The sequence below is a fragment of the Arthrobacter sp. GW822-FHT05G07 genome, assembly GCF_058799755.1.
The window spans coordinates 62,269-82,098 of the sequence record NZ_JBXALT010000006.1; the positions used below are offsets into that span (position 1 = coordinate 62,269).

20 protein-coding genes and 1 pseudogene are annotated in these 19,830 nt (G+C 61.4%); 14 read left to right on the forward strand and 7 right to left on the reverse strand.

Features of this window, described 5'->3' with window-relative positions:
* The first annotated feature begins 155 nt into the window (after positions 1-155).
* From AC1RJY_RS11345 to AC1RJY_RS11370, 6 genes and pseudogenes are all read left to right on the forward strand, one after another.
* Positions 156-1,472 carry an ABC transporter substrate-binding protein gene (locus tag AC1RJY_RS11345; protein WP_011772866.1) on the forward strand — a complete coding sequence of 439 codons (1,317 nt, stop codon included), beginning with the start codon at positions 156-158 and terminating at the stop codon, positions 1,470-1,472.
* A gap of 63 nt (positions 1,473-1,535) precedes the next feature.
* Entirely contained in the window at positions 1,536-2,633 is a 1,098-nt protein-coding gene (locus tag AC1RJY_RS11350) for a carbohydrate ABC transporter permease (RefSeq protein WP_011772865.1), read from the forward strand.
* Entirely contained in the window at positions 2,630-3,532 is a 903-nt protein-coding gene (locus AC1RJY_RS11355) for a carbohydrate ABC transporter permease (RefSeq protein ID WP_498602317.1), read from the forward strand. Before AC1RJY_RS11350 ends, AC1RJY_RS11355 begins: the two co-directional genes overlap by 4 nt.
* The gene (locus AC1RJY_RS11360; protein ID WP_498602318.1) at positions 3,532-4,989 is read left to right on the forward strand and encodes a GH1 family beta-glucosidase; all 1,458 of its coding nucleotides are present in this window, start codon (positions 3,532-3,534) and stop codon (positions 4,987-4,989) included. Before AC1RJY_RS11355 ends, AC1RJY_RS11360 begins: the two co-directional genes overlap by 1 nt.
* A gap of 44 nt (positions 4,990-5,033) precedes the next feature.
* Positions 5,034-6,053 carry a LacI family DNA-binding transcriptional regulator gene (locus AC1RJY_RS11365; protein ID WP_498602430.1) on the forward strand — a complete coding sequence of 340 codons (1,020 nt, stop codon included), beginning with the start codon at positions 5,034-5,036 and terminating at the stop codon, positions 6,051-6,053.
* A gap of 27 nt (positions 6,054-6,080) precedes the next feature.
* Positions 6,081-6,872: pseudogene (locus AC1RJY_RS11370) on the forward strand (Gfo/Idh/MocA family protein); the annotation flags it as partial.
* A 166-nt stretch (positions 6,873-7,038) separates the two neighbouring features.
* Here AC1RJY_RS11370 and AC1RJY_RS11375 read toward each other — a convergent pair.
* Together AC1RJY_RS11375 and AC1RJY_RS11380 are read right to left on the reverse strand one after the other, a co-directional pair.
* The gene (locus AC1RJY_RS11375) at positions 7,039-7,326 is read right to left on the reverse strand and encodes a helix-turn-helix domain-containing protein (protein WP_071162400.1); all 288 of its coding nucleotides are present in this window, start codon (positions 7,324-7,326) and stop codon (positions 7,039-7,041) included.
* A complete protein-coding gene (locus tag AC1RJY_RS11380; RefSeq protein ID WP_498602319.1) occupies positions 7,326-7,817 on the reverse strand; it encodes a DUF2975 domain-containing protein in 492 nt (163 codons plus the stop codon). The genes AC1RJY_RS11375 and AC1RJY_RS11380 overlap by 1 nt, the downstream gene beginning before the upstream one ends.
* Positions 7,818-8,010: 193 nt before the next feature.
* Here AC1RJY_RS11380 and AC1RJY_RS11385 point away from each other — a divergent pair, with 193 nt between their 5' ends.
* The gene (locus tag AC1RJY_RS11385) at positions 8,011-8,577 is read left to right on the forward strand and encodes a type 1 glutamine amidotransferase domain-containing protein (protein ID WP_011772860.1); all 567 of its coding nucleotides are present in this window, start codon (positions 8,011-8,013) and stop codon (positions 8,575-8,577) included.
* Between the two features lie 92 nt (positions 8,578-8,669).
* Here AC1RJY_RS11385 and AC1RJY_RS11390 read toward each other — a convergent pair whose 3' ends face one another.
* Positions 8,670-10,490 carry an FG-GAP-like repeat-containing protein gene (locus AC1RJY_RS11390; protein WP_498602320.1) on the reverse strand — a complete coding sequence of 607 codons (1,821 nt, stop codon included), beginning with the start codon at positions 10,488-10,490 and terminating at the stop codon, positions 8,670-8,672.
* A gap of 232 nt (positions 10,491-10,722) precedes the next feature.
* On the opposite strand from AC1RJY_RS11390, the gene AC1RJY_RS11395 reads away from it, so the two are divergent.
* Together AC1RJY_RS11395 and AC1RJY_RS11400 are read left to right on the forward strand one after the other, a co-directional pair.
* Entirely contained in the window at positions 10,723-11,049 is a 327-nt protein-coding gene (locus tag AC1RJY_RS11395) for a hypothetical protein (RefSeq protein ID WP_014920328.1), read from the forward strand.
* A gap of 38 nt (positions 11,050-11,087) precedes the next feature.
* The gene (locus tag AC1RJY_RS11400; protein WP_011772858.1) at positions 11,088-11,639 is read left to right on the forward strand and encodes a dihydrofolate reductase family protein; all 552 of its coding nucleotides are present in this window, start codon (positions 11,088-11,090) and stop codon (positions 11,637-11,639) included.
* 47 nt (positions 11,640-11,686) lie between these two features.
* Here AC1RJY_RS11400 and AC1RJY_RS11405 read toward each other — a convergent pair whose 3' ends face one another.
* A complete protein-coding gene (locus AC1RJY_RS11405) occupies positions 11,687-12,640 on the reverse strand; it encodes an ArsR/SmtB family transcription factor (RefSeq protein WP_210065187.1) in 954 nt (317 codons plus the stop codon).
* A gap of 56 nt (positions 12,641-12,696) precedes the next feature.
* Here AC1RJY_RS11405 and AC1RJY_RS11410 point away from each other — a divergent pair, with 56 nt between their 5' ends.
* The 4 genes from AC1RJY_RS11410 to AC1RJY_RS11425 all read left to right on the forward strand — a co-directional run bounded on the left by AC1RJY_RS11410 (position 12,697) and on the right by AC1RJY_RS11425 (position 16,362).
* Positions 12,697-13,953, forward strand: a complete 1,257-nt coding sequence (locus AC1RJY_RS11410; RefSeq protein ID WP_498602321.1) for an MFS transporter — start codon at positions 12,697-12,699, stop codon at positions 13,951-13,953.
* Positions 13,954-14,527: 574 nt separating this feature from the next.
* Positions 14,528-14,998 carry a hypothetical protein gene (locus AC1RJY_RS11415; protein ID WP_498602322.1) on the forward strand — a complete coding sequence of 157 codons (471 nt, stop codon included), beginning with the start codon at positions 14,528-14,530 and terminating at the stop codon, positions 14,996-14,998.
* Entirely contained in the window at positions 14,995-15,441 is a 447-nt protein-coding gene (locus AC1RJY_RS11420) for a hypothetical protein (RefSeq protein WP_498602323.1), read from the forward strand. Before AC1RJY_RS11415 ends, AC1RJY_RS11420 begins: the two co-directional genes overlap by 4 nt.
* Before the next feature lie 6 nt (positions 15,442-15,447).
* Positions 15,448-16,362, forward strand: a complete 915-nt coding sequence (locus AC1RJY_RS11425; protein WP_143711591.1) for a hypothetical protein — start codon at positions 15,448-15,450, stop codon at positions 16,360-16,362.
* A 6-nt stretch (positions 16,363-16,368) separates the two neighbouring features.
* On the opposite strand, the gene AC1RJY_RS11430 is transcribed toward AC1RJY_RS11425, so the two are convergent.
* Both AC1RJY_RS11430 and AC1RJY_RS11435 read right to left on the reverse strand, forming a co-directional pair.
* Positions 16,369-17,511 (reverse strand): alpha/beta hydrolase family protein, encoded by a 1,143-nt coding sequence (locus tag AC1RJY_RS11430; RefSeq protein ID WP_498602324.1) that lies wholly within the window; start codon positions 17,509-17,511, stop codon positions 16,369-16,371.
* Between the two features lie 360 nt (positions 17,512-17,871).
* The gene (locus AC1RJY_RS11435; RefSeq protein ID WP_011772850.1) at positions 17,872-18,315 is read right to left on the reverse strand and encodes a YdeI/OmpD-associated family protein; all 444 of its coding nucleotides are present in this window, start codon (positions 18,313-18,315) and stop codon (positions 17,872-17,874) included.
* Positions 18,316-18,409: 94 nt separating this feature from the next.
* On the opposite strand from AC1RJY_RS11435, the gene AC1RJY_RS11440 reads away from it, so the two are divergent.
* Complete coding sequence (locus tag AC1RJY_RS11440; protein WP_011772849.1) at positions 18,410-18,652, forward strand: DUF2630 family protein; 243 nt, start codon at positions 18,410-18,412, stop codon at positions 18,650-18,652.
* Here the strand turns inward: AC1RJY_RS11440 and AC1RJY_RS11445 are convergent, their stop codons facing one another.
* Positions 18,653-19,795 carry a glycerate kinase gene (locus AC1RJY_RS11445; RefSeq protein WP_043805651.1) on the reverse strand — a complete coding sequence of 381 codons (1,143 nt, stop codon included), beginning with the start codon at positions 19,793-19,795 and terminating at the stop codon, positions 18,653-18,655.
* Positions 19,796-19,830 lie beyond the last annotated feature (35 nt).

The following is a 19,830-nucleotide window of genomic DNA, read 5'->3' on the forward strand; positions in this document are numbered from 1 at the left end:
CCCCTCGGCGCGAGTGGTCTTTTAGAGACACAGAGTAATCGTCAGAGAGCGCTCTCTTGACGTACGTGACTTGCAGCACATACATTGGACCCACATCTCAGAGAGCGCTCTCTCGCCATCGGCGTACGGTCGCTCGAACACACAAAGGAGTGATCGTGGAGTTTTCGCGACTAAGGAAATTCACTGCCCTGGCGGGCGTAGCCTCACTGGCCCTCGTGGCCGCGGGCTGCAGCGGCGGAGGCGACAAGGCGGCGAGCGCCGACAACCCCGTCACACTGACCGTGACGACGTTCGGCACGTTCGGATACGACGACCTGTATGCCGAATATGAGAAGCAGAACCCCGGCGTCACGATTGAGGCCACCAACATCGACCGCGGTTCCAACGCCAGGACCGATGCGTTCACCAAGCTCGCCGCCGGCTCTGGCCTGAGCGACGTCACCGCCATCGAGGAAGGCTGGCTCGGCTCGATCATGGAGGTTTCGGACCAGTTCGTTGACCTCAAGGAACACGGAGCCGAGGACATCAAAGGCAACTGGGTGGACTGGAAGTACAAGCAGGGCACTGACCCCAACGGGCGCGTGATCGGCTATGGCACGGACATCGGACCGCAGGCATTGTGCTTCAACGGCAAGCTGTTCGAAGCGGCCGGCCTACCGAGCGACCGCGAAAAGGTGGCCGAGCTCTTCGGCGGCAAGGACGCCAGCTGGGATACGTACTTCAAGCTGGGCCGCCAGTACAAAGAGGCCACCGGCAAGGCCTGGTATGACCAGTCCGGCTTCGTCTGGAACTCCATGGTCAACCAGATGGACGAGGGTTACTACACGAAAGACGGCAAGCTGAACGTCGAGGGCAACAAGGAGATGCGGGCAAAGTTCGACATGCTCGCTGCAGGCACCGCCGATGGCCTGTCCTCCAACCAAACCCAGTTCGACTGGGGTAACGGCAAGGCCTTCGTGGACGGTTCCTTTGCAACACACGTATGCCCGGCGTGGATGCTCGGCACCATTAAGGGCCAGCTCGAGTCCGCCGGCGGCGGGGCAGCAAGCGGCTGGGATGTAGCTGACGTGTTCCCGGGCGGCGCCTCCAACTGGGGCGGAGCCTTCCTCTCGGTTCCCAAGAGCTCCAAGCACCCTGCTGAAGCAGCCAAGCTGGCAGCATGGCTGACCGCACCGGAGCAGCAGATCAAGCAGTCCGCCGCAGCGAACAACTTCCCGAGCACGCTCGAAGCCCAGGCAAAGATCGTGGAAGCAGCCAAGCCGAACGAACTGTTCAACAACGCTCCCTACGGAGCGATCTTTGAGTCCCGCGCTGAGGGTGTCATCGCCCAGTTCAAGGGTCCGGATGACTCTGTGATCCAGGAGAACGTGTTTGGTCCCGCCCTCAAGATGCTCGACTCGGGCAAGGGCACGGCCGATCAGGCTTGGAACGAAGCCGTCAAGCTCCTCAACGACCTCGTGGTCAACAACTAGCAGCACCCGGCCGTGGGGCCTCCGGGAAACCGGAGGCCCCCTCACAGAGTCTGAGACCCGTCCATGACCACCACATTGAATCGCCCGGCAGCCGGCAGAACGGCTGCCAGTAAACCGAAACCGACCTTCCGCCAACGTTTGAGCGTCTTTGATATGAAGGCGTCCCCCTACTTCTATATCGCCCCGTTTTTCATCCTGTTTGCCTTGGTGGGCCTCTTTCCCCTGGGCTACACGTTCTTCGTCTCCCTCTTCGACTGGCACCTGCTCAAAGGCCAAGGAGAGTTTGTAGGATTCCAAAACTTCGCGGAGGTGCTGCAGGACAGGTTCTTCTGGAACTCCTTGTTCAACACCGTCAGCATCTTCCTGATCTCCACCATCCCCCAGCTGATCATGGCTACCATCATTGCCGCGGTCCTGGATCAGAATCTCCGCGCCAAGACCTTTTGGCGCATGAGCATCCTGCTCCCCTACGTCGTGACTCCCGTGGCTGTGGCCATGATCTTCACCAACATGTTCGGGGAGCAGTACGGGCTCATCAACAACATCCTGTCGAGCTTCGGCATCGACCCCATCATGTGGAAGAACGACACTCTTCCCAGCCACATCGCCATCGCCACCATGGTGAACTGGCGCTGGACTGGCTACAACGCGTTGATCCTCCTGGCGGCAATGCAGTCGGTGCCGCGCGATATTTACGAGTCCGCAGCGATCGACGGCGCCGGCTCGGTCCGCCGCTTCTTCAGCATCACCCTCCCGAGCATCCGGCCCACCATGGTGTTCGTCATTGTCACGGCGACCATCGGCGGGCTGCAGATCTTCACTGAGCCCCGGCTCTTCGATCCCGTGGCCGCAGGCGGAACGGCACGGCAGTTCCAGACCACCGTGCTTTACCTGTGGGAAATGGCCTTCCAGCGGCAGAACTTCGGCAAAGCCTCCACTATCGCTTGGCTCCTGTTCCTGATCATCCTGCTTTTCGGCATCGTGAACTGGCTGATCTCACGCCGTATCGCCACCAATGGCGACGATCGCGGGGCCGCCAGCCGCCGCCGTCGGAAGCGCCCTTTGGCCGCGAGCGCAAAAGCTGACGACGCCGGCCTCGCCGCCCAAGCGGCAGGGGCACCGGCCGCCGCACCAGACTCAACCCCGAGGAGCGGGCAATGACCCTCACGCAAAACCGCCCACAAGCACCGGCCCCTCAGCGAACCTCCCGGTCCCTGACCGCACGGAATGCACTCTTCGGCAACGGCCGCCGGCCCGGCTTCCTCACCTATGGGCTGCTGCTCGCGTTCTTCCTGGCCTCGGCCTACCCGCTCTGGTGGTCCGTCATCATCGGCAGCCGCTCCAACGAGGCCCTCGGGGAAACGTGGCCGCCACTTTTCCCGGGCGGCAACTTCTGGACCAACGTCGAGGAAGTCTTCGACACCATCCCGTTCTGGCTGGCACTTGGCAACAGCGTACTGATTTCAGGCATCATCACCGTCTCTGTTGTGGGGTTCTCCACCTTGGCCGGGTACGCGTTCGCCAAGCTGCGCTTCCGTGGCCGCAACTGGCTGATGGTGGCAGTCATCGCCACCATGGCCATCCCCACGCAGCTCGGCATCATCCCGCTGTTCATGCTGATGCGCACGCTGGGCTGGACAGGTGAGATCGGCGCCGTCGTCATCCCCACGCTGGTCACAGCGTTCGGTGTCTTCTTCATGCGGCAGTACCTGGTGGACGTGATCCCGGATGAGCTCATCGAGTCGGCACGCATGGATGGAGCGTCCATGATCTCAACGTTCTGGCATGTGGCACTCCCGGCCGCACGTCCGGCCATGGCAATCCTCGGTCTGTTCACGTTCATGACGGCGTGGACTGATTTCCTGTGGCCCCTGCTGGTTCTCGACGCCGGCAACCCCACCTTGCAGACGGCGCTCAGCCAACTGCAGTCGGCCCGCTACGTGGACTATTCAATCGTCCTGGCCGGGGCCGTCATGGCAACACTTCCCCTGTTGGCTCTCTTCGTCATAGCGGGACGCCAACTCATATCCGGAATCATGCAAGGAGCAGTGAAGGGCTAATGCCATTCGAAGCAACAACCCACCCAGCGATCACACCTCATAACAGGGTGTGGCCCGAGGGCTTCCTCTGGGGTTCGGCCACCGCCGCAGCCCAGGTGGAAGGTGCCAGCCACGAAGGCGGCAAGGAAGATTCCGTGTGGGATGCCTTCGCCCGTATTCCGGGTGCCATCGCCAACGGTGAGACGCTGAAGGACGCGGTGCAGCACTACCACCGCATGCCCCAGGACGTCAGGATCATGAAGGAGCTGGGCCTGGATTCCTACCGGTTCTCTACCAGCTGGTCCCGTGTCCGGCCCGGCGGCCGTTCCGTGAACGCGGAGGGCCTGGACTTTTACTCGCGGCTGGTGGATGAACTGCTCGACGCCGGCATCCTCCCTTGGTTGACCCTTTACCACTGGGACCTGCCGCAGGCGCTGGAGGAGAAAGGCGGCTGGGCCAACCGCGACATCGCCTACCGCTTCGTCGACTACGCGAACGACGTCTATTCGGCTCTGGGTGATCGGGTCCAGCACTGGACCACTTTCAACGAACCGTTCTGCTCATCACTCCTTGGCTATGCGGCAGGCGTCCACGCCCCTGGCCGCCAGGAACCGGAAGCAGCCGTCGCGGCGATCCATCACCAGCACCTCGCCCACGGTTTGGTGGTCAACGAGCTGCGGAGTCGCGGCGCCCAACAGCTGGGGATCACGCTCAATCTCAGCAACTCCATCCCGCGGGATCCCTCCGATCCTGTGGACCTCGATGCCGCCCGGCGGTTCGATTCGCTGCAGAACAGAATCTTCCTGGATCCAATCCTCCGTGGCGCCTACCCGGAGGACACCCTCAATGATCTTGAGCAGTTCGGCATTCGGGATGTCATCAAGCCCGGCGATCTGGACATCATCGGGGCTCCCATCGACTTCCTGGGCGTCAACCACTACCACGATGACCTCATCAGCGGACACCCCACCGCTGAACACGGCGACGGCCACTCGGGCGGCGCAACCCGTCCGACGTCGTCGTGCTGGATCGGTTCGGAAGATATCGCCTTCCCCAGCCGCGGCCTGCCACGCACGGCCATGAACTGGGAGGTCAACCCGGATGGACTTCGGATGCTTCTGGTGCGCCTTGGCGAGGAATACCCAGCGCTGCCGCCGCTCTACATCACGGAAAACGGTGCGGCATACGAGGACGTCGTCAGTCCTGACGGTGCAGTCCACGACGCCGAGCGGACCGAATTCGTCCTGGACCACATCGCAGCCGTGGGTGAGGCGCTCGATCAGGGCGCCGATGTGCGTGGCTACTTTGTTTGGTCGCTCCTGGACAACTTCGAATGGTCCTGGGGATACGGCAAGCGCTTCGGGGTGGTTCGCGTGGACTACGACACCTTTGAGCGGACGGTCAAGGACAGCGGACTGGCATACGCCCGGGTCATTGCGTCAGCCAAGGCATCGGCGAGCGCCACTGTGAACGCCTAAAGTAGCCTTCAAAGGCATACTTTTCTTACGTTCCGGAGATGACGATGACGCAGGACACCAGCGGCCCCCGGCCGGTACCCACCCTTGAGATGGTGGCTGCCTTGGCCGGGGTCTCGCGGGCCACTGTGTCCCGTGTAGTCAATGACAGCCCGAGCGTAGACCCTGAGATGGCGCAGTCCGTGAGGAAGGCCATCCTTGCACTCGACTACACGCCAAACCGCGCGGCACGCTCGCTCGCCAAACGACGGGCAAATGCCGTCACGCTGATCGTTCCGGAGTCAACGTCCAAGGTCTTCGCGGATCCCTTCTTCGCCTCTGTTGTTCAAGGCATCGCCCTGTATCTCACGGATACCGAGTACACGCTGAACATGGTGATCTCCTCGGAGTCGAAGCCCGAGAAAACCCGCAGCTTCCTGCTCGGAGGCAACGTGGACGGCGTCCTGGTGGTCTCACACCACAGTGGTGACAACTCCTGGACGCATCTTTCAGGATCACTTCCCATGGTGTTTGCGGGACGTCCCTTGGTAGGCGGCAAAGAGAGCTATTACGTGGATGTGGCCAACGAGCAAGCGGCCTACGATGTCACCCGGCTCTTGACCGAGAGCGGCCGAAAGAACGTTGCCACGATTGCAGGTCCGCAAGACATGCCGCCCGGGCTCGACCGCCTTGCCGGTTGGCGGACCGCTGTGCGGGAGGCAGGTCTTGGGGAGAGCTTGGTGGAGGAGGGCGACTTCACCTTGGCATCGGGCGCCCAGGCAATGCGCCGCTTGTTGGATCGCGGCGTTCCCCTTGACGCCGTCTTCGCAGCGAATGACCAGATGGCTGCCGGCGCCTATACCGCCATCCAGGGGCGTGGCCTCCGCATCCCGGAGGACATCGCGGTGGTCGGTTTTGACGACGATTCCTTTGCTACCTCCGTGACGCCTGCCCTCACCACAGTGCATCACCCGATTGTTGAACTCGGCAAGAAGATGGCCGAGACCCTGGTGAACCTGATCGAGGGCAAACCGGCGGAACGCGTCACCAGGATGCCTACCTCGATCGTGATCCGCGATTCCGTTTAGCGTTCCCATGCCCTGAAAGGCTCTTCCATGCTTCCTGCTCCCGTCAGCACCGTGGCTCCTTCCGTCGCGACAGGTCGCCCCATCCGCTGGGGAGTGGTGGCCACCGGCTCCATTGCAGCGCGAGTGGTGCAGGACCTGGCGCTCCTCGACGACGCCATCTTGCAGGCTGTCAGCTCCCGCTCTGAGGCATCGGCCCGCGCCTTTGCCGAGAAGTTCGGGTTTGCCACGGCCTATTCGGACGCCGGAGGGACGCCGGGCTACGAGCGGCTGCTCGCCGATACCGCCGTCGACGTCGTTTACGTCGCCACGCCCCACGCGCAACATCACGAAGTGGCGCTGGCGGCGCTTAGGGCGGGGAAGCATGTCCTGTGCGAGAAGCCCATTGCCATGGATGCCGTGCAGGCGCGCGAGCTGGTTGATCTCGCGCGGGAGCGTGGACTGTTTCTGATGGAGGCGGTGTGGACCCGGTTCCTTCCGAGTTTCTGCCGCGCCGTCGAGATCTTGCGGTCAGGGGAGATCGGCGAGCCGCGCTGGCTCCAGGCTGACCTCGGCTTCGTACCTGCTTTTGATCCTGCATCGCGGATCTGGGATCCGGCAGCCGGCGGAGGAGCATTGCTGGACCTCGCCGTATATCCGCTGACGTGGGCGCTCGGAGTTTTCGGTGAACCCCTGAGTATGCTCGCCAGCGGAGTCTTGACTCCTGACGGGGTCGACCTGCAGAACTCCCTCACCCTGAGCTACCAGGGCGGGGCGTATGCCCAGCTCATCACGTCAATCGGCGCAGAATGCCCCAGCATGGTGACGGTCGGAGGGGCGGAAGGTTGGCTGCGATCCTCTGCTCCCCTGTTCAACCCGGCCGAGCTCATTATCCAGCCACGCAGCGGCACGCCGCGAACGGAAAGATTCGAGGTGACCGGGCACGGATTCAGCTACGAACTGCGCGAGGTGACGCGTTGCCTGCAGGCCGGACTGGCGGAGAGCCCGTTCATGACTCCTGAGGAGTCGGTTGCGATGATGGAACAGTTGGACGAAGCTCGCCGGCAGATGGGTCTCCGCTATCCCAGCGATCCTCAGACTCCCACCGGAGCAGATCACCTGGCTGACACTCCAGCACCTCGCACAGCGCTTCGAGCGTTGTAAACCTCACGGCCTTCGCTCGCCCGTTCTTGAGTACAGCCAAGTTGGCCGGCGTGATGCCAACTTTCTCGGCAAGCACTCCTACGGGCATTTTGCGCTTGGCCAGCATGACGTCGATATCCACGATGATCGGCATCAGATCACCTCGTCGAGCTCGGACCGGAGATGCTTCGCTTCTGCGTCCCGGGCTACGGCTTGGGCGAGCAACGTCCGCATCACCAGCACAACCAACGCCACTCCCCCGATCATCAACGCTGCCCCGCAGATCAGCATCACGATGCCTGGCGCTATCTCACCGGGAGCCAGGATCACGGCGATACCGAACATCAGCACCGCAGCAAAGGCGATGGTCCCGAAGATGATGTCCACGAAACGGAAAGCCCCATGCGAAAACACGGTGCCGCGACGCACCATTGTCAGCAACCGCCACACACAGACTGCCACCGCCTGGACACACAGAATCCCCAGGACCACGATGGCCAGCAGCGCAATGCGCGGACCGTCCGGAGCTCCGGCCTCTACTAGATCGACCGAGAATAACGGCACCATCCACAGCTGAATGAACAGCGAGCCAGCGAGCACCATCGCGATGACGATCCGCAGCGCGAGGATTGTCAGCTTTCCCATGGGAATCTCCTTTATCGAACAACAATGAGATTCTATCGTTATTCGATAGTTAAGCAACTTTCCCAGTGAATACTCAGAATTAGTCAGCTTGCTTACTAAAGCATCCTTCCCTAGGGTGGAACAGGTCAGACAAACAACTCTCACAGCGGCGGCATCGCCCAAAAAGCACCCCGCTGCGCAACGAGGAGGAACAATGTCAGAACACAACATCGCAGGCAAGAAGGTCGCATTTCTGCTGACTGACGGCGTGGAGCAGGTGGAGCTCACCAGCCCGTGGCAGGCCGTCAAGGACGCCGGCGGCGAGCCCACCCTTGTGGCCCCCTCCAAGGGAAAACTCCAAGGATTCAACGGCGTGGACAAAGGCGACACGTTCGACGTCGACCTTGCAGTGGCCGACGCGGATGCCTCCAACTTCGACGCGCTGGTCCTCCCCGGCGGCGTCGTCAACGCCGATCATCTCCGCGTCGACAAGGATGCGCAGAACTTCACCCGCGCGTTCTTTGAGCAGCACAAGCCGGTGGCTTCCATCTGCCACGGACCATGGATCCTCATCGACGCCGGCGTCATCAAGGGCCGCAACGTCACCTCATACCACACGCTCCAAACCGACCTGAAGAACGCGGGCGCCAACTGGACGGACGAAGAAGTCGTTGTGGACCAAGGCCTGGTTACCAGCCGCACTCCGGACGACCTCCCCGCCTTCAACAGCAAGGTTGTGGAGGAGATCTCCGAGGGCCAGCACGCCGGCCAAACCGCTTAACGGGCCCTGCCCACTTACGGCAAGTGCCGCCGTCGTACTTTCAGGAAGTACGACGGCGGCACTTGCCGTTTCGCTACAAAGTTGCCCGCTGCTTAGAACAGTGCGGTGAAGACGTCCCAGTCCGCGCCAACCAAATAGCGCGGCTTCCAGTGACCCGATTTGAATGGGTAGACGTACATGTACCCCGCGCCATCGACACCCAGAACGTCGTGCCAGCCGTCGCCGTCCCTATCTCCTGCGCTATAGATCGTTTTGAAGGACTGCCAACCGGAGCCGATCACCTTGGCGCCTAGCCATCCTCCCCTGCCGTTTGAGGAATAGAGGAACAGCTGGCCACTGCTGTTCGTGGCGAGGAGGTCTGCGTGCGAGTCTCCGTCGAAGTCACCGGGCGAGAAGACCCTTTTGAACATATTCCAACCAGCACCAACTTGTCGGGGAGCCAACCAGCCGCCCTTGCCGTTGCCGGGGTAAAGGAGCAGCCTGCCGTCGCGGTCCTTCGCCAGGACGTCGTCGTGGCCATCCGAGTCGAAATCGCCGGGAGCAATGAGTTCAGTCATTCCCTGCCAGCCGACGCCCACCACGGACGCGGGTTTCCACCACGACTGTCCGTCGGTGGGATACATCCACAATTCTCCGGACGGTTTCCGGGCCATGACATCGGGGAACCCATCCTCGTTGAAGTCGCCGGGGGAGAAGATCTTGTCAAAGACATTCCACCCCGTTCCGATTTCCCTGGGGAACGCTCCAAAATACGGGCCCCACTCCCACAGCCTGCCATCAGCACTTCGAACCATGTAATAGTCGCTGACTCCCCTACTCTCAAACTGTCGCGACGGAGCAGGGTTAGTCACTTCGGCCGTCCATTCACTGCCGAAACGACCAACAATTTTGCCGTCAAGGGAAATGACGACTAGAGCCGATATTGAACCCCCGCCATCTGAGTCTTTGACCAGGTAGCTCGCGCCGGGAGCCGCCGGTGATCCAGCATAGGACGTCGAAAGTGTTCGCCAAAGCACTTCCACTTTGGGTTTCGCGCCGAGGGGAATGCCCTTAACGGACGCGACATCAAAGTTGGTATTCAACGTGGAACCGATCCACGGCTTGCCTGATATAACGAAGGGGCTGGCGGCAACGAACAGGTACGGCACCGACTCTGCGGATACTGATTTGAAACCGGGCGTAATGGTGGTGATCCGAAGCTTGAGGTTCTTCCCGTAATTAGGCGAGGATGCCCAACCAACGAAGGGTTTCGTCGAGGCCATGGTGCCGTAATTCTCAACCAGGCCGTCCACAACCCATTGCACCTTGATGATATTGACGCCTGTGGTCCACGAGCCCGGGGAAATCGTTCCTTGAACCGCCCGACTCCAGTCAAGATCCATCCTGGCTGCAAAGCTAGGCGCAAGGGTGTTTTGCGGTACAAGCAGGACACGAGACGGGTTCTTGATAACAAAGTCCAGTGACTGAAGGCGAGGGTCCCCGGCGCCGTCTACGTTTAAGGCCTCATAGGTGCTATTGCGGAGGAACCGGACATAAGGGTAATCCACGCCTGGCTTCTCGTATTTCACGTCAATGGAGGACAACCTGTATAGGCCGTCGTAGTAGTCATCACCGCCAACGACCGCCGAGGCATCCGCGGTAAAGGCGCCCGGGCCGGGATTCCCCGACCACTTGATTTGGCGGGTCTCCGAGAGCGACTCGTCGTAGTAGCTGAATACGACACTTTGAGCCGGTTGGCTCAAAGTAAATCGCACCTTCGCAGTCTGCCCAGGCGCTAGTTGGGCTGCAGAGACCAACTCCACGGCTGTGAGTTGGGGAGCTTCGCTCGCCACTGTGGCGGCCTGGGCCGGCAGGGTAGGGAGCCCGACCATCATCAACTGCACGGCCACAAGCGCAGCCGTCAGCTTGGACAAAAGCCTACGTTGACGAGACTTTTCCGGCACGCCAGCGTCGGTATTTGAGCGCACTTCTCCCCCAATATTCAGGCTATGGATGGCCTGATAGAGGCCTCTCGGTAGAGAATACAGTTTCCTCGCAGAAATACGTGCTATGTGACCGCAGCGCTGGCGGCAGTTCCGCCGTCGCAATGTTGCGCAGGTCACACCCGACGCATACGCTGGGGGGCGCTGCAGCGTGGCAGCAAGGATGAAAGGCAGTACATTGGCCAGCGACAAGCTCTCCGTAGTTGTTCGCGTCGACGTTGACGGCGAACTGATCCAGATCGCAGCGACCGGTCGTGTGACCACTTTGAGCCTCCAGGGGCTCTACCCCGTGGTCCAACGGACCAAGAGCCTGGGCGGTGGCCTCGGAGTTGAAATGGACCTTACCCAAGCGACCATTGATGAGGACGCGTTGGATCAACTCCAAGGGTACGCCGCGCTCCACGAGGTGCCGGTCCGTCTGCCCGCAGAGTTCGGCAACGTGACGGCCCTTGCGCCTCGCATCCTCCAAACCACCAGCCGCGCCGCCTAACAGCGCCGTTCAACGCCGCCGCCCAACAGGAGACACAGATGCGCAAAGTTACCGCTGGCCTTTTCCACTCAGTGGACGGCGTGGTGCAGGACCCCTTCAAGTTCCAGTTCGACAGCTTCGACGACGAACTGGGCGCGGGACTGACCAAAATGATCAACACGGTGGACACCGTGGTGTTGGGCCGTGTCAGCTACCAGGAATGGGCCGGTTATTGGCCGAACGCGCAGCAAGACGACGACTTTGCCGCCTTCATCAACCCTGTGGAGAAGTTCGTTGCATCCCGCACCCTCACCGAGCCCCTTGAATGGGAGAACTCGCACCTGATCGAGGGTGATGTTGAGCAGTTCGTCACCGACCTGAAGGCGCGGGAAGGCGGCGAAATCGCTGTCTGCGGCAGCATCTCCTTGGTCCGACAGCTGCTGTTCGCGGGCATCCTCGACGAGCTCACCCTGATGACACACCCTGTGGTGGCCGGCAGCGGGCGACGACTTTTCGAAGACGGCGATCCCCTACACCGGCTCGTTCTCGAGAACCAGTACGCCACCAGTAAGGGCAACGTAGTCAGCACATACAGTCTGCGCAAAGACTGAACGCACGACGGCGGCACCCGCCTGCCGCCGTCGGGCCGCCTCAGCGATCACCCCAACAGCAACGACGCGCCCAGCTCGCTCCTGAAGTAGAGCACGCTGTGTCCGTAGCGGGTTGAGGTCACGAGTCCGGCGTCTCGGAGCACTCTGAGATGCTGATTCACGGCGGACGTTGTGACGCCGAAACGAAGGCCCAACTCGGTGGACGAGGCGGGAGCAGCCAGGGCCGTGAGCAGGCTGGTCCGAACCTCACCCAACACGGCGACTATCGCGGCCGGATTCGTGACCCGCTCGGTCTCCCACATGGCACCTTGGCCCCGGGCCGGGTACATCAGCAGCGGCGGGTCGCCGTGGTTCACGGGAGCAGAAGCCCTGCGGGTGAACATGGTGGGAACGAGGGTCAACCCCAGACCGTCAGTCGTTTCGGTCCGCGACGCCGGGTTCTTCAGTCTCACGGAAATGACGCGGCCGTCGAACTCCACTGCACCGGACAAATCGTTGAGCATGGTGAACAGGCCGCCCTGCGCAATCTGTCGGCCGCGGTAGACGATATCCGCTTCCAGGATGGTGCGCATCCGCAGCCAGTGCGGGGCGAAACAGGTATCCCAGAACTCCCGGAGGATACGGACCATTCGCCGGATCGCCGGACCTACAGGGCCGGCGAAAACAGCCGGAACATCGCCGTGCACCCGGATGAGGTCACCATGAAACTGCTCGGCGGAAATCCGCTCCAATGCCGCGAACTCGTCGTCGATCCGGGTGAGTGGGGACTCAGGCCGGGGGTTCAGGAAGTCCGGCGTCCACAATCGGTCATCAACCAGGGCCAGCAAACCCTCGTGGTCCAGGCGCGAACGGGCCTCTTCTGTCCGACGCAACCAAGGTAGTTGAAGTGGGTACTGGCTGGGATCGCGAATAGCCCTCAAGGAAAGTCCAAGTTCGCACAAAGGCGAGATGCCAAAACGCACGCCGCCCAGGTCTGCGTCTGACAATTCGTACCTCAACATGAAGCATTACGCTACATCAATTCCAACCGCTGTCAGGGGGTGGCAGAACTCTGGGCGTGACTAAATCCCTCGCAGACACCGCTCCTGCCCCACAGCGCACCCTCCGCGTGGCACTCTCCGATCCCACCCTCAAGATCCTCGCTTCAGCCATCCTCGTTTCCACACTGGGCCGCGGCATCTTCCTTACCCTGACCGTGCTGTACTTCAGCCGCTTTGTCGGCCTGAACGCCGTGGAAATCGCAGTGATCCTCTCGGTTTCCAGCGGCGTCGGCGTCGCAACTTCGTATATCGGCGGTCGACTTGCCGACCACTTTTCCGCGCGCCGGCTCTTGGTCGGGATGGTAGCCACCCAAGGCCTCGCGATCGCAACCTACACGTTCGCCGGCAACTTCAGTACCGCCGTCGTGCTTGCCTGCATCGCGGTAGGCCTCGATCGGGGTGCGAACGCCACGCGTTCCGCAATCATCGCCAGGGCTTTCGACGGCCCTCACCGTGTGAATGCGCGCGCAGTCCTCCGCACCGTCACCAACCTCGGCATTGCTGTTGGAGGCATGATTGCCGGACTCGCACTGTTGGCCGGAACCGCCGACGCATTCCGGGGAATGATGATCAGTGCCGGCGTGGTCTACATCCTGAGCGCCCTGCACCTCCGCCGCCTCCCCAAGCGTGTAGACGCACCGCGCCGTGATCCCGCCGCCCCGGCACCGAAGCGCGGAATCTCACCCTTCAGGGACCGTCGCTACGTACTGCTGACCGTGTTGTCCGGTATTTTTGGCATGCAGTTCGGACTCGCCGAAATGGGTGTTCCGTTGTGGATTTCACAGGACACCAGTGCCCCGGAGGTCCTGATATCCGTCATCCTTGTCATCAACACCGTGTGTGTCGTCCTGCTGCAAGTGCCGCTCTCCCGGGGCACCGACCACCCTCGCCGTGCAGGAAAGATCGTGCTGACTGGTGGGGTGCTCATGGCCGTAGCCTGCGTGCTCTACGCAGCGGCGGGCGGGGCGCCGGTCATCGCCGCCGTCACCCTGCTGTGCGGCGCAGCTCTCCTTCATGCGTTTGCGGAAATCCTCTCGCAAGCGGGAGCCTGGGGACTCAGCTTCGAGCTCGCCAACCCACTCCAAGCCGGCGCTTACCAAGGGATGTTCGGTATGGGATCAGCGCTGGGCGCCATGCTCGCACCGCTCGTGGTGACCGCCACGGTGGTCGAACATGGTGCGCTGGGGTGGGTAGTCTTGGGTGCTGTCTTCCTCGCATCGTCAGCGGGCGTCGCGCTGATAGCGCGGAAGGCATCGACGGCGGCGGTCGCCTAAAGAGACGCGCTTATCTGCGGAGGACCCTGCGCTGCCAACTCCTCAGCACGCTTGGGCCGGACGGTTTCCCGAGTTGGTCCTGGTCCCAGATTGACCCTGGTCCTCGGCCACGCAATCCGGGCAAGCCCCATCAGGGAACTCACCGACTTGCTTCCAGATCCACCCCTCCAGGCAGTGGTCGTTCCGACAGTCCTTTTGCACCACAGATCATCCCCTTAAGCGCCACTTCTCTCCCGCGCTTTATGTGGCGCACCGGGGTGATTCATTACGCAAGACAGCGCAGGTAATCTGAGCAGGATCCGCTCCGGGGACGAGAGATGCCGGCAGGGTTCGTGACAGTGCCACGGTAAGTGCCGCCGAAACCCGGCTCCTGAGAACCTGTCCCCAGGGCGGGTTTCGGCGGTGTGGACTTGAATCCCCCAAGAAATCAAGTAAGCGACAGCCTACAGACATGCTCCGCACATGTACAACTCAGTTGTAACTCATGGCCTATACGCTGTGAACAGCATCAGGTAAAATTCTTTGTCGGCTGTCCGCCTGCTCTGTGCAGCGGTCGCACCATAAACAGCTGACCTTGGCTGAAGGAGCTTTAACGATGGCAAATGGGGCCCCCAGAGTGTTCCTAACGCAACAACAGAAGAAAGAGCGCCTGGCGGATCGCATGGGCATCCTGGTGGATATCTGGGAGTCCGATAACAACACGGCGCTCACTTACCCTCATGTCGAGGAAGCACTTTCTTCTCACGGAATCCACATGTCGCGAACACGGTGGTCTTACTTAATCAATGGCACTGGCAGCCTGGTGACGGATCAAGAACTCCTGAAGGGCATCGCCGAGCTCGTTTTTGCCGTACCAGCCAGTTACCTCGTCGATCTCAACAGTGAGACTCCTCCCGAGGTAGAAGCGCGGATGGAGTTCCTTGTGCAGATGCGCAAGCTCAAGGTGAAGAATTTTGCCGCGAGAAACCTTGGGGCAACTTCGCCCGAAACGCTAAGGACAATCACCAGGATTATCGATGCGTCGATGAACGGTGAGGATGAATGACTCTCCCGTCGGTTCAGGACAAGGTTCGAGAGTTATGCGGTGACGGCACCACGTCCATGAAGGAAGTTGTGGACCGCTTGACCGTGATCTGCAAGAAGCCGATCAATCTGATCGAGTACAAGGAGTCCTGGGGTGCGCTGACGGCATTCAAAGCCGAATTCGAAGACCGCATCAACGTCTATTTTCCCCCGCAGAAGTCGCAACAATACAAACTTCACTGCATATATCACGAGCTCGGACACATCTACTTGGAGAGCTTTCAGATGGCCTTGGCTCTGCCGGACCTCTCCGAAGAGATGCTGCGGGAAACCGCGGACGCAATCAGTGTCACGTGCCGGTCCGTTCCAAATCATCCCGTGGAACGGTGGGTGGAGGACTTCGCTTTCGAGATGTCGAAGAAGACCCGTTCACGCAGCTCGTCCGATCCTGATCCTTTCCTATAACAGACCATGAAACTGCTGCTTTTCGCGCTGCTGAGCGCCCTGTGCCTCCTTCGGATCCCATCGGTGATCAAAGTGGCGGAATCCCGGACCTCGTGGGTGGCGTCAGTATTCGGACTCGCGGCGCTCTATGTCCTGGGAACGGTGACACCCTTGGAGGACATCGACAGCCACCTCGGTGGCGTCAACGTGACAAACCTGCTTCAGGCCATCTTCGCGCTGCTGGCGATCTTCTTCTTCAACGACAGCGTGCGGCGCTTGGCGAATGTACCCGTTGTCAGATGGACCTACTACGCTCCGCTGCTGAGCATTCCCGTCATGATTGCCAGCTTCTCCCTGATTGCGGACAAAGCTCCAACGGCTGCCGACTTCATCGATACCCGCATGGACCAGCTGGCAACTGCCGTGTACAGCGGGACGTACATGTTCGCGTTGTTGTTCACCGTGCTCAGGATCATCTACATGCTTCGGCACAACGCCAAGGGACCATACGCAACATTCTCAGCGGGCTTGATGGTGGTTGCAGTGGCTGTTTCCTGCCATATCGCGTATGTGGTGCTGTACTACTTCTCGCCCTGGGACGACTTCGCCCGAGCGATCGGAACCTGGTTCGACCGCCTTTTCTATATAGGCCTCACGGTGACGGCGGCGGGGTGGCTGATTCTTTTCCTGTCCAAGCAGCTCCCTAGGTTGCGTCTCTGGATGATCGATGCCCTGTGGCTGACTGCGATGAGAATGCGGGTTAATGCAGATCGGTCGCGCGTCAGTCCGGCATGGGACCTCTTCAATGAGACACTCGAAAATGGCGTCTACAAGAGCCTTATAGTCCTGCACAACTACGAGCGGGTGAACTTGATGGAGTTCCCGGAGTCTGTTCAGGGCCGGATCAGCCACATTGAAGCCAAGCTGGACGCGCAGACGTAGCTCTAGTCAATTCAGGATCGTCTTGCTGACCCAGCTCTTGAGTTCATTGGTGAAGGCAGAGGGCGAGGCGTTCCACTCCTGGGTATGGTGAGCCTCAGGGAGTGTAATCAAGGTGACGGTGGCCGGATTCGCACGTTGGAACGCGGCCGAGATCTCCCAAGGCACCTCTTGGTCTGCGTTGGAGTGCAAGACGAGGGTGGGGACTGCCACCCGGCTAGGTACGTCCACCCAGTCAAGTGCATCGAAATCGATCGGTTCCTCCAGCCCGAGCATCCTGGCGAACAACGGAGCCTCCAACAGGCGCATAACAAGGCCGGCACCAATTGCCGGCACCCCTGCCCGCACTGCCCCTGCCGCGATGGCCTTCCGCCAGCTCGTGACGGGGCCTACCAGGACAAGCCCTACGATCCGGTCCCGGTGGGCGCTGTGCTCCGCTGTGAGGAGGGCAATGGTCCCACCCATTGACCAGCCGGAGAGAACAATGCGCTTGGCTCCATGAGCTACGGCGTAGGACACGGCGCTTTCCACGTCACGCCATTCCGTTTGACCAAGGTGACTCGATTCGGCCTGTGGTGGGCTGACCTCCGGGTCGCTGCGAAATGTGGGGACCAAGGATGTGAATCCCAAAGGACTGAATGCGTGGACGTCTCTGAACATGATGGAGCGGTCGGTCCAGCTGCCATGGATATGGATCACCCATACGTCCGTGTTTTCAGCTTCGAAGAGCCATGCAGGCGCCGCACCATACTCCGTGGGGACGTCCACCTCTTTGTAGCTTCCTCCGACAGAAGACGGCTCGAAAAACACGTCCGGGGTCCAGTCGACGATTGGCCCCAGACTACCCGTGGCGGACCCAAGAGAATCAACCCGCCGTTCTACGTACTTCTTGTCCTCATTGACCAGCGTGACCTCGCCGACTCGCGTGTACTTCTCTGTCGCGGGATCGAAAACGCCGAAGTCGCCCGGGGCTTTGGTGTAGTCGTCCAAGTCGATGCGGATGCGTCGTCCGTCTTCCGTCATCTCAGCCCGGCGATAGTCCTTGGGACCCCGTTTGACGATCTTGGAGGCCATGACCACCGCGAACCCTGAAAGCCCGGCAACCGGGACAAGGAACGCCAGGCAGGCCATGATTCGCCGCGTCGTCAGCATTAGGTCTTCATCCTCCAGCGCCCGATCAAGGCAAGAAACGGAACCCGGACATCATAACGTTGGCCCTGAGGCCAGGACCAAAAACGCTCGGGATGTGGCCGGCCCCGGTGGTCTAAGTCAGAGCCGGCCACACTGTCCGTTGAGCCAGCGGACACACGCACGGCCGGCCAGCCGAGAGATGGGGCCCTGCTCGTGCGCCGTGACCAGCCGACAAGAGGGTCTCATCTCCTCATCGACTGTGGCAGCTGTTCCGCATCCGGAGTGCGCCCTGCAGCCTGTCACGACTTAGTAGTGAACCCAGAGGACGGAACGTGTCGTGATTCAGTTCAAGTTCTTGCCAACGAGCCTGTCCCAAGGATGCTATTTCTTGCCGGCCTTTAAATCCGAAACTACCTTCGCGATCCGCCGGGCGCGCGTCTCCTCGGTCTTGGCATCACCGATCGGCTCGACGTAGCGCCGTTGGCTGCTGTAGTTCAAAGTGGCGTAGAACGCCTTCGCGTCAGGCTCCGAGTCCAGCGCGGCGGCCAGGTCCTCGGGAACCTCGATAACCCGCGGTTCGGTGTCCACTTCAAGGCCGACGTCCACGGTGTCCCCCGCCGCAGCCCCGGTCAGTTCACGGTTTGCCGAGCTGACACCCACCATATATTTACCGCCCATCACGGCGATGCTGCTGCGATAACTCTGGCCGTTGATGGTCACCACCACCGGGGGCCGCTTGCCTGCACCCAGCCCATCAACGATCTCGTCCGGAACCTCGATGCCCGCCTTGTTGCCATCGCCCACGATGGTGGTAGTGAATTTCATGAGCCAAGTATGCCGGTGGCTACCAGTAGACGCACCCCATCAGCAGGACTACGTTGCTAACTAACCGCGCAAACCACTACGAGGAGTCATGACAATGGACAATCAGGATCTTCTGGAGCGAATTCAATCGCTGGTGGAGGAGGAACACCGCCTCCGCGATGCTGCCGGGTCGGATGACGGCGGCGGCGACAGCACCGCCCGCTTGGCGCAGCTGGAAGCCCAGCTCGACCAGTGCTGGGACTTGCTGCGCCAACGCCGGGCAAAGAGGGACGCAGGAGAGAACCCTGACGACGCTTCGGCACGACCAGTCAGCGAAGTGGAGGGCTACCGCCAGTAATCAGGCGCCTTCGAGCACCTGGCTCGTAGCCCACGCGAGGTATTTCCCGGCGTTCGCAACGGCGTCGGCGACGTCCGGAACGCCATCCTTGCGCTGCGCTACGTCCAGCAACTGAGCGGCTGCCACGATTCCGTGCTTGGCCAGGTCTTCCGGCGTCACCGTGATGCGTCCAGCCACTGCAATCACGGGAATTCCATGCACGCTCGCGGCGTCGGCCAGGGCAATCGGGGCCTTGCCCGTGAGCGATTGCTCGTCCATGGAGCCCTCGCCGGTGATCACCAGATCGGCCTCGCCAAGGTGCTTCGCGAGACCCGTCAGCCCTGCCACCAGCGCAAACCCACCTTCCAGCGCGGCGTCAGTGAAAGCCAGGAACGACGCCGGGAACCCGCCCGCTGCTCCAGCTCCCGGAACGTTCACGTCGCGGCCAGTGGCTTCCCGAAGGAGCGACGCCCAGTTGCGGAGACCGGCGTCGAGCTTTTCAACGGCGTCCTCATCGGCACCCTTCTGCGGGCCGAAAACATGGGCGGCACCTTCCGGGCCGTACAGCGGGTTTTGGACGTCGACGGCGATACGGAACTTTACGCTCGAAAGCCGCGGATCCAGCTCGGAGACGTCCAAAGCAACGACGTCGGTCAGGGAACCTCCGCCGAGCGGCACCACATTGCCGGCCGAATCAAGGGGTTTGAGCCCCAATGCACGCAAGGCGCCGCTGCCGCCGTCGGACATTGCAGAGCCGCCCAATCCGAGCACGATCTCGGTTGCACCGGCGTCGAGGGCTGCCGCTACCAGCTGGCCGCAGCCGTAGCTGTGGGCGCGCAGCGAGTTCTCAGGGGTGGGCTCCATGTGCGCCAAGCCGGAAGCCATTGCGGTCTCGATGACTGCGCTTGCGCCGCCGAAGGCATCCTTGCGGATCGCCCACGAGGCCCCAACGGGCTTGAGGATGGGGCCCACGACTGCGTTGTTCCGCTCCTCGTAGCCCGCGGCAATCGCGGCATCCAAGGTGCCTTCGCCGCCATCGGCCACCGGAAACTGGGTGGTTACGGCATCCGGATAAACGCGCAGTGCGCCTTCGGCCATGGCTGACGCGGCTTCGGCGGCGGTCAGGGATCCCTTGAACTTGTCAGGGGCGATGAGGATACGCATGGGTCCATCTTGCCAGCTTCGCTCGGAAAGCGCTT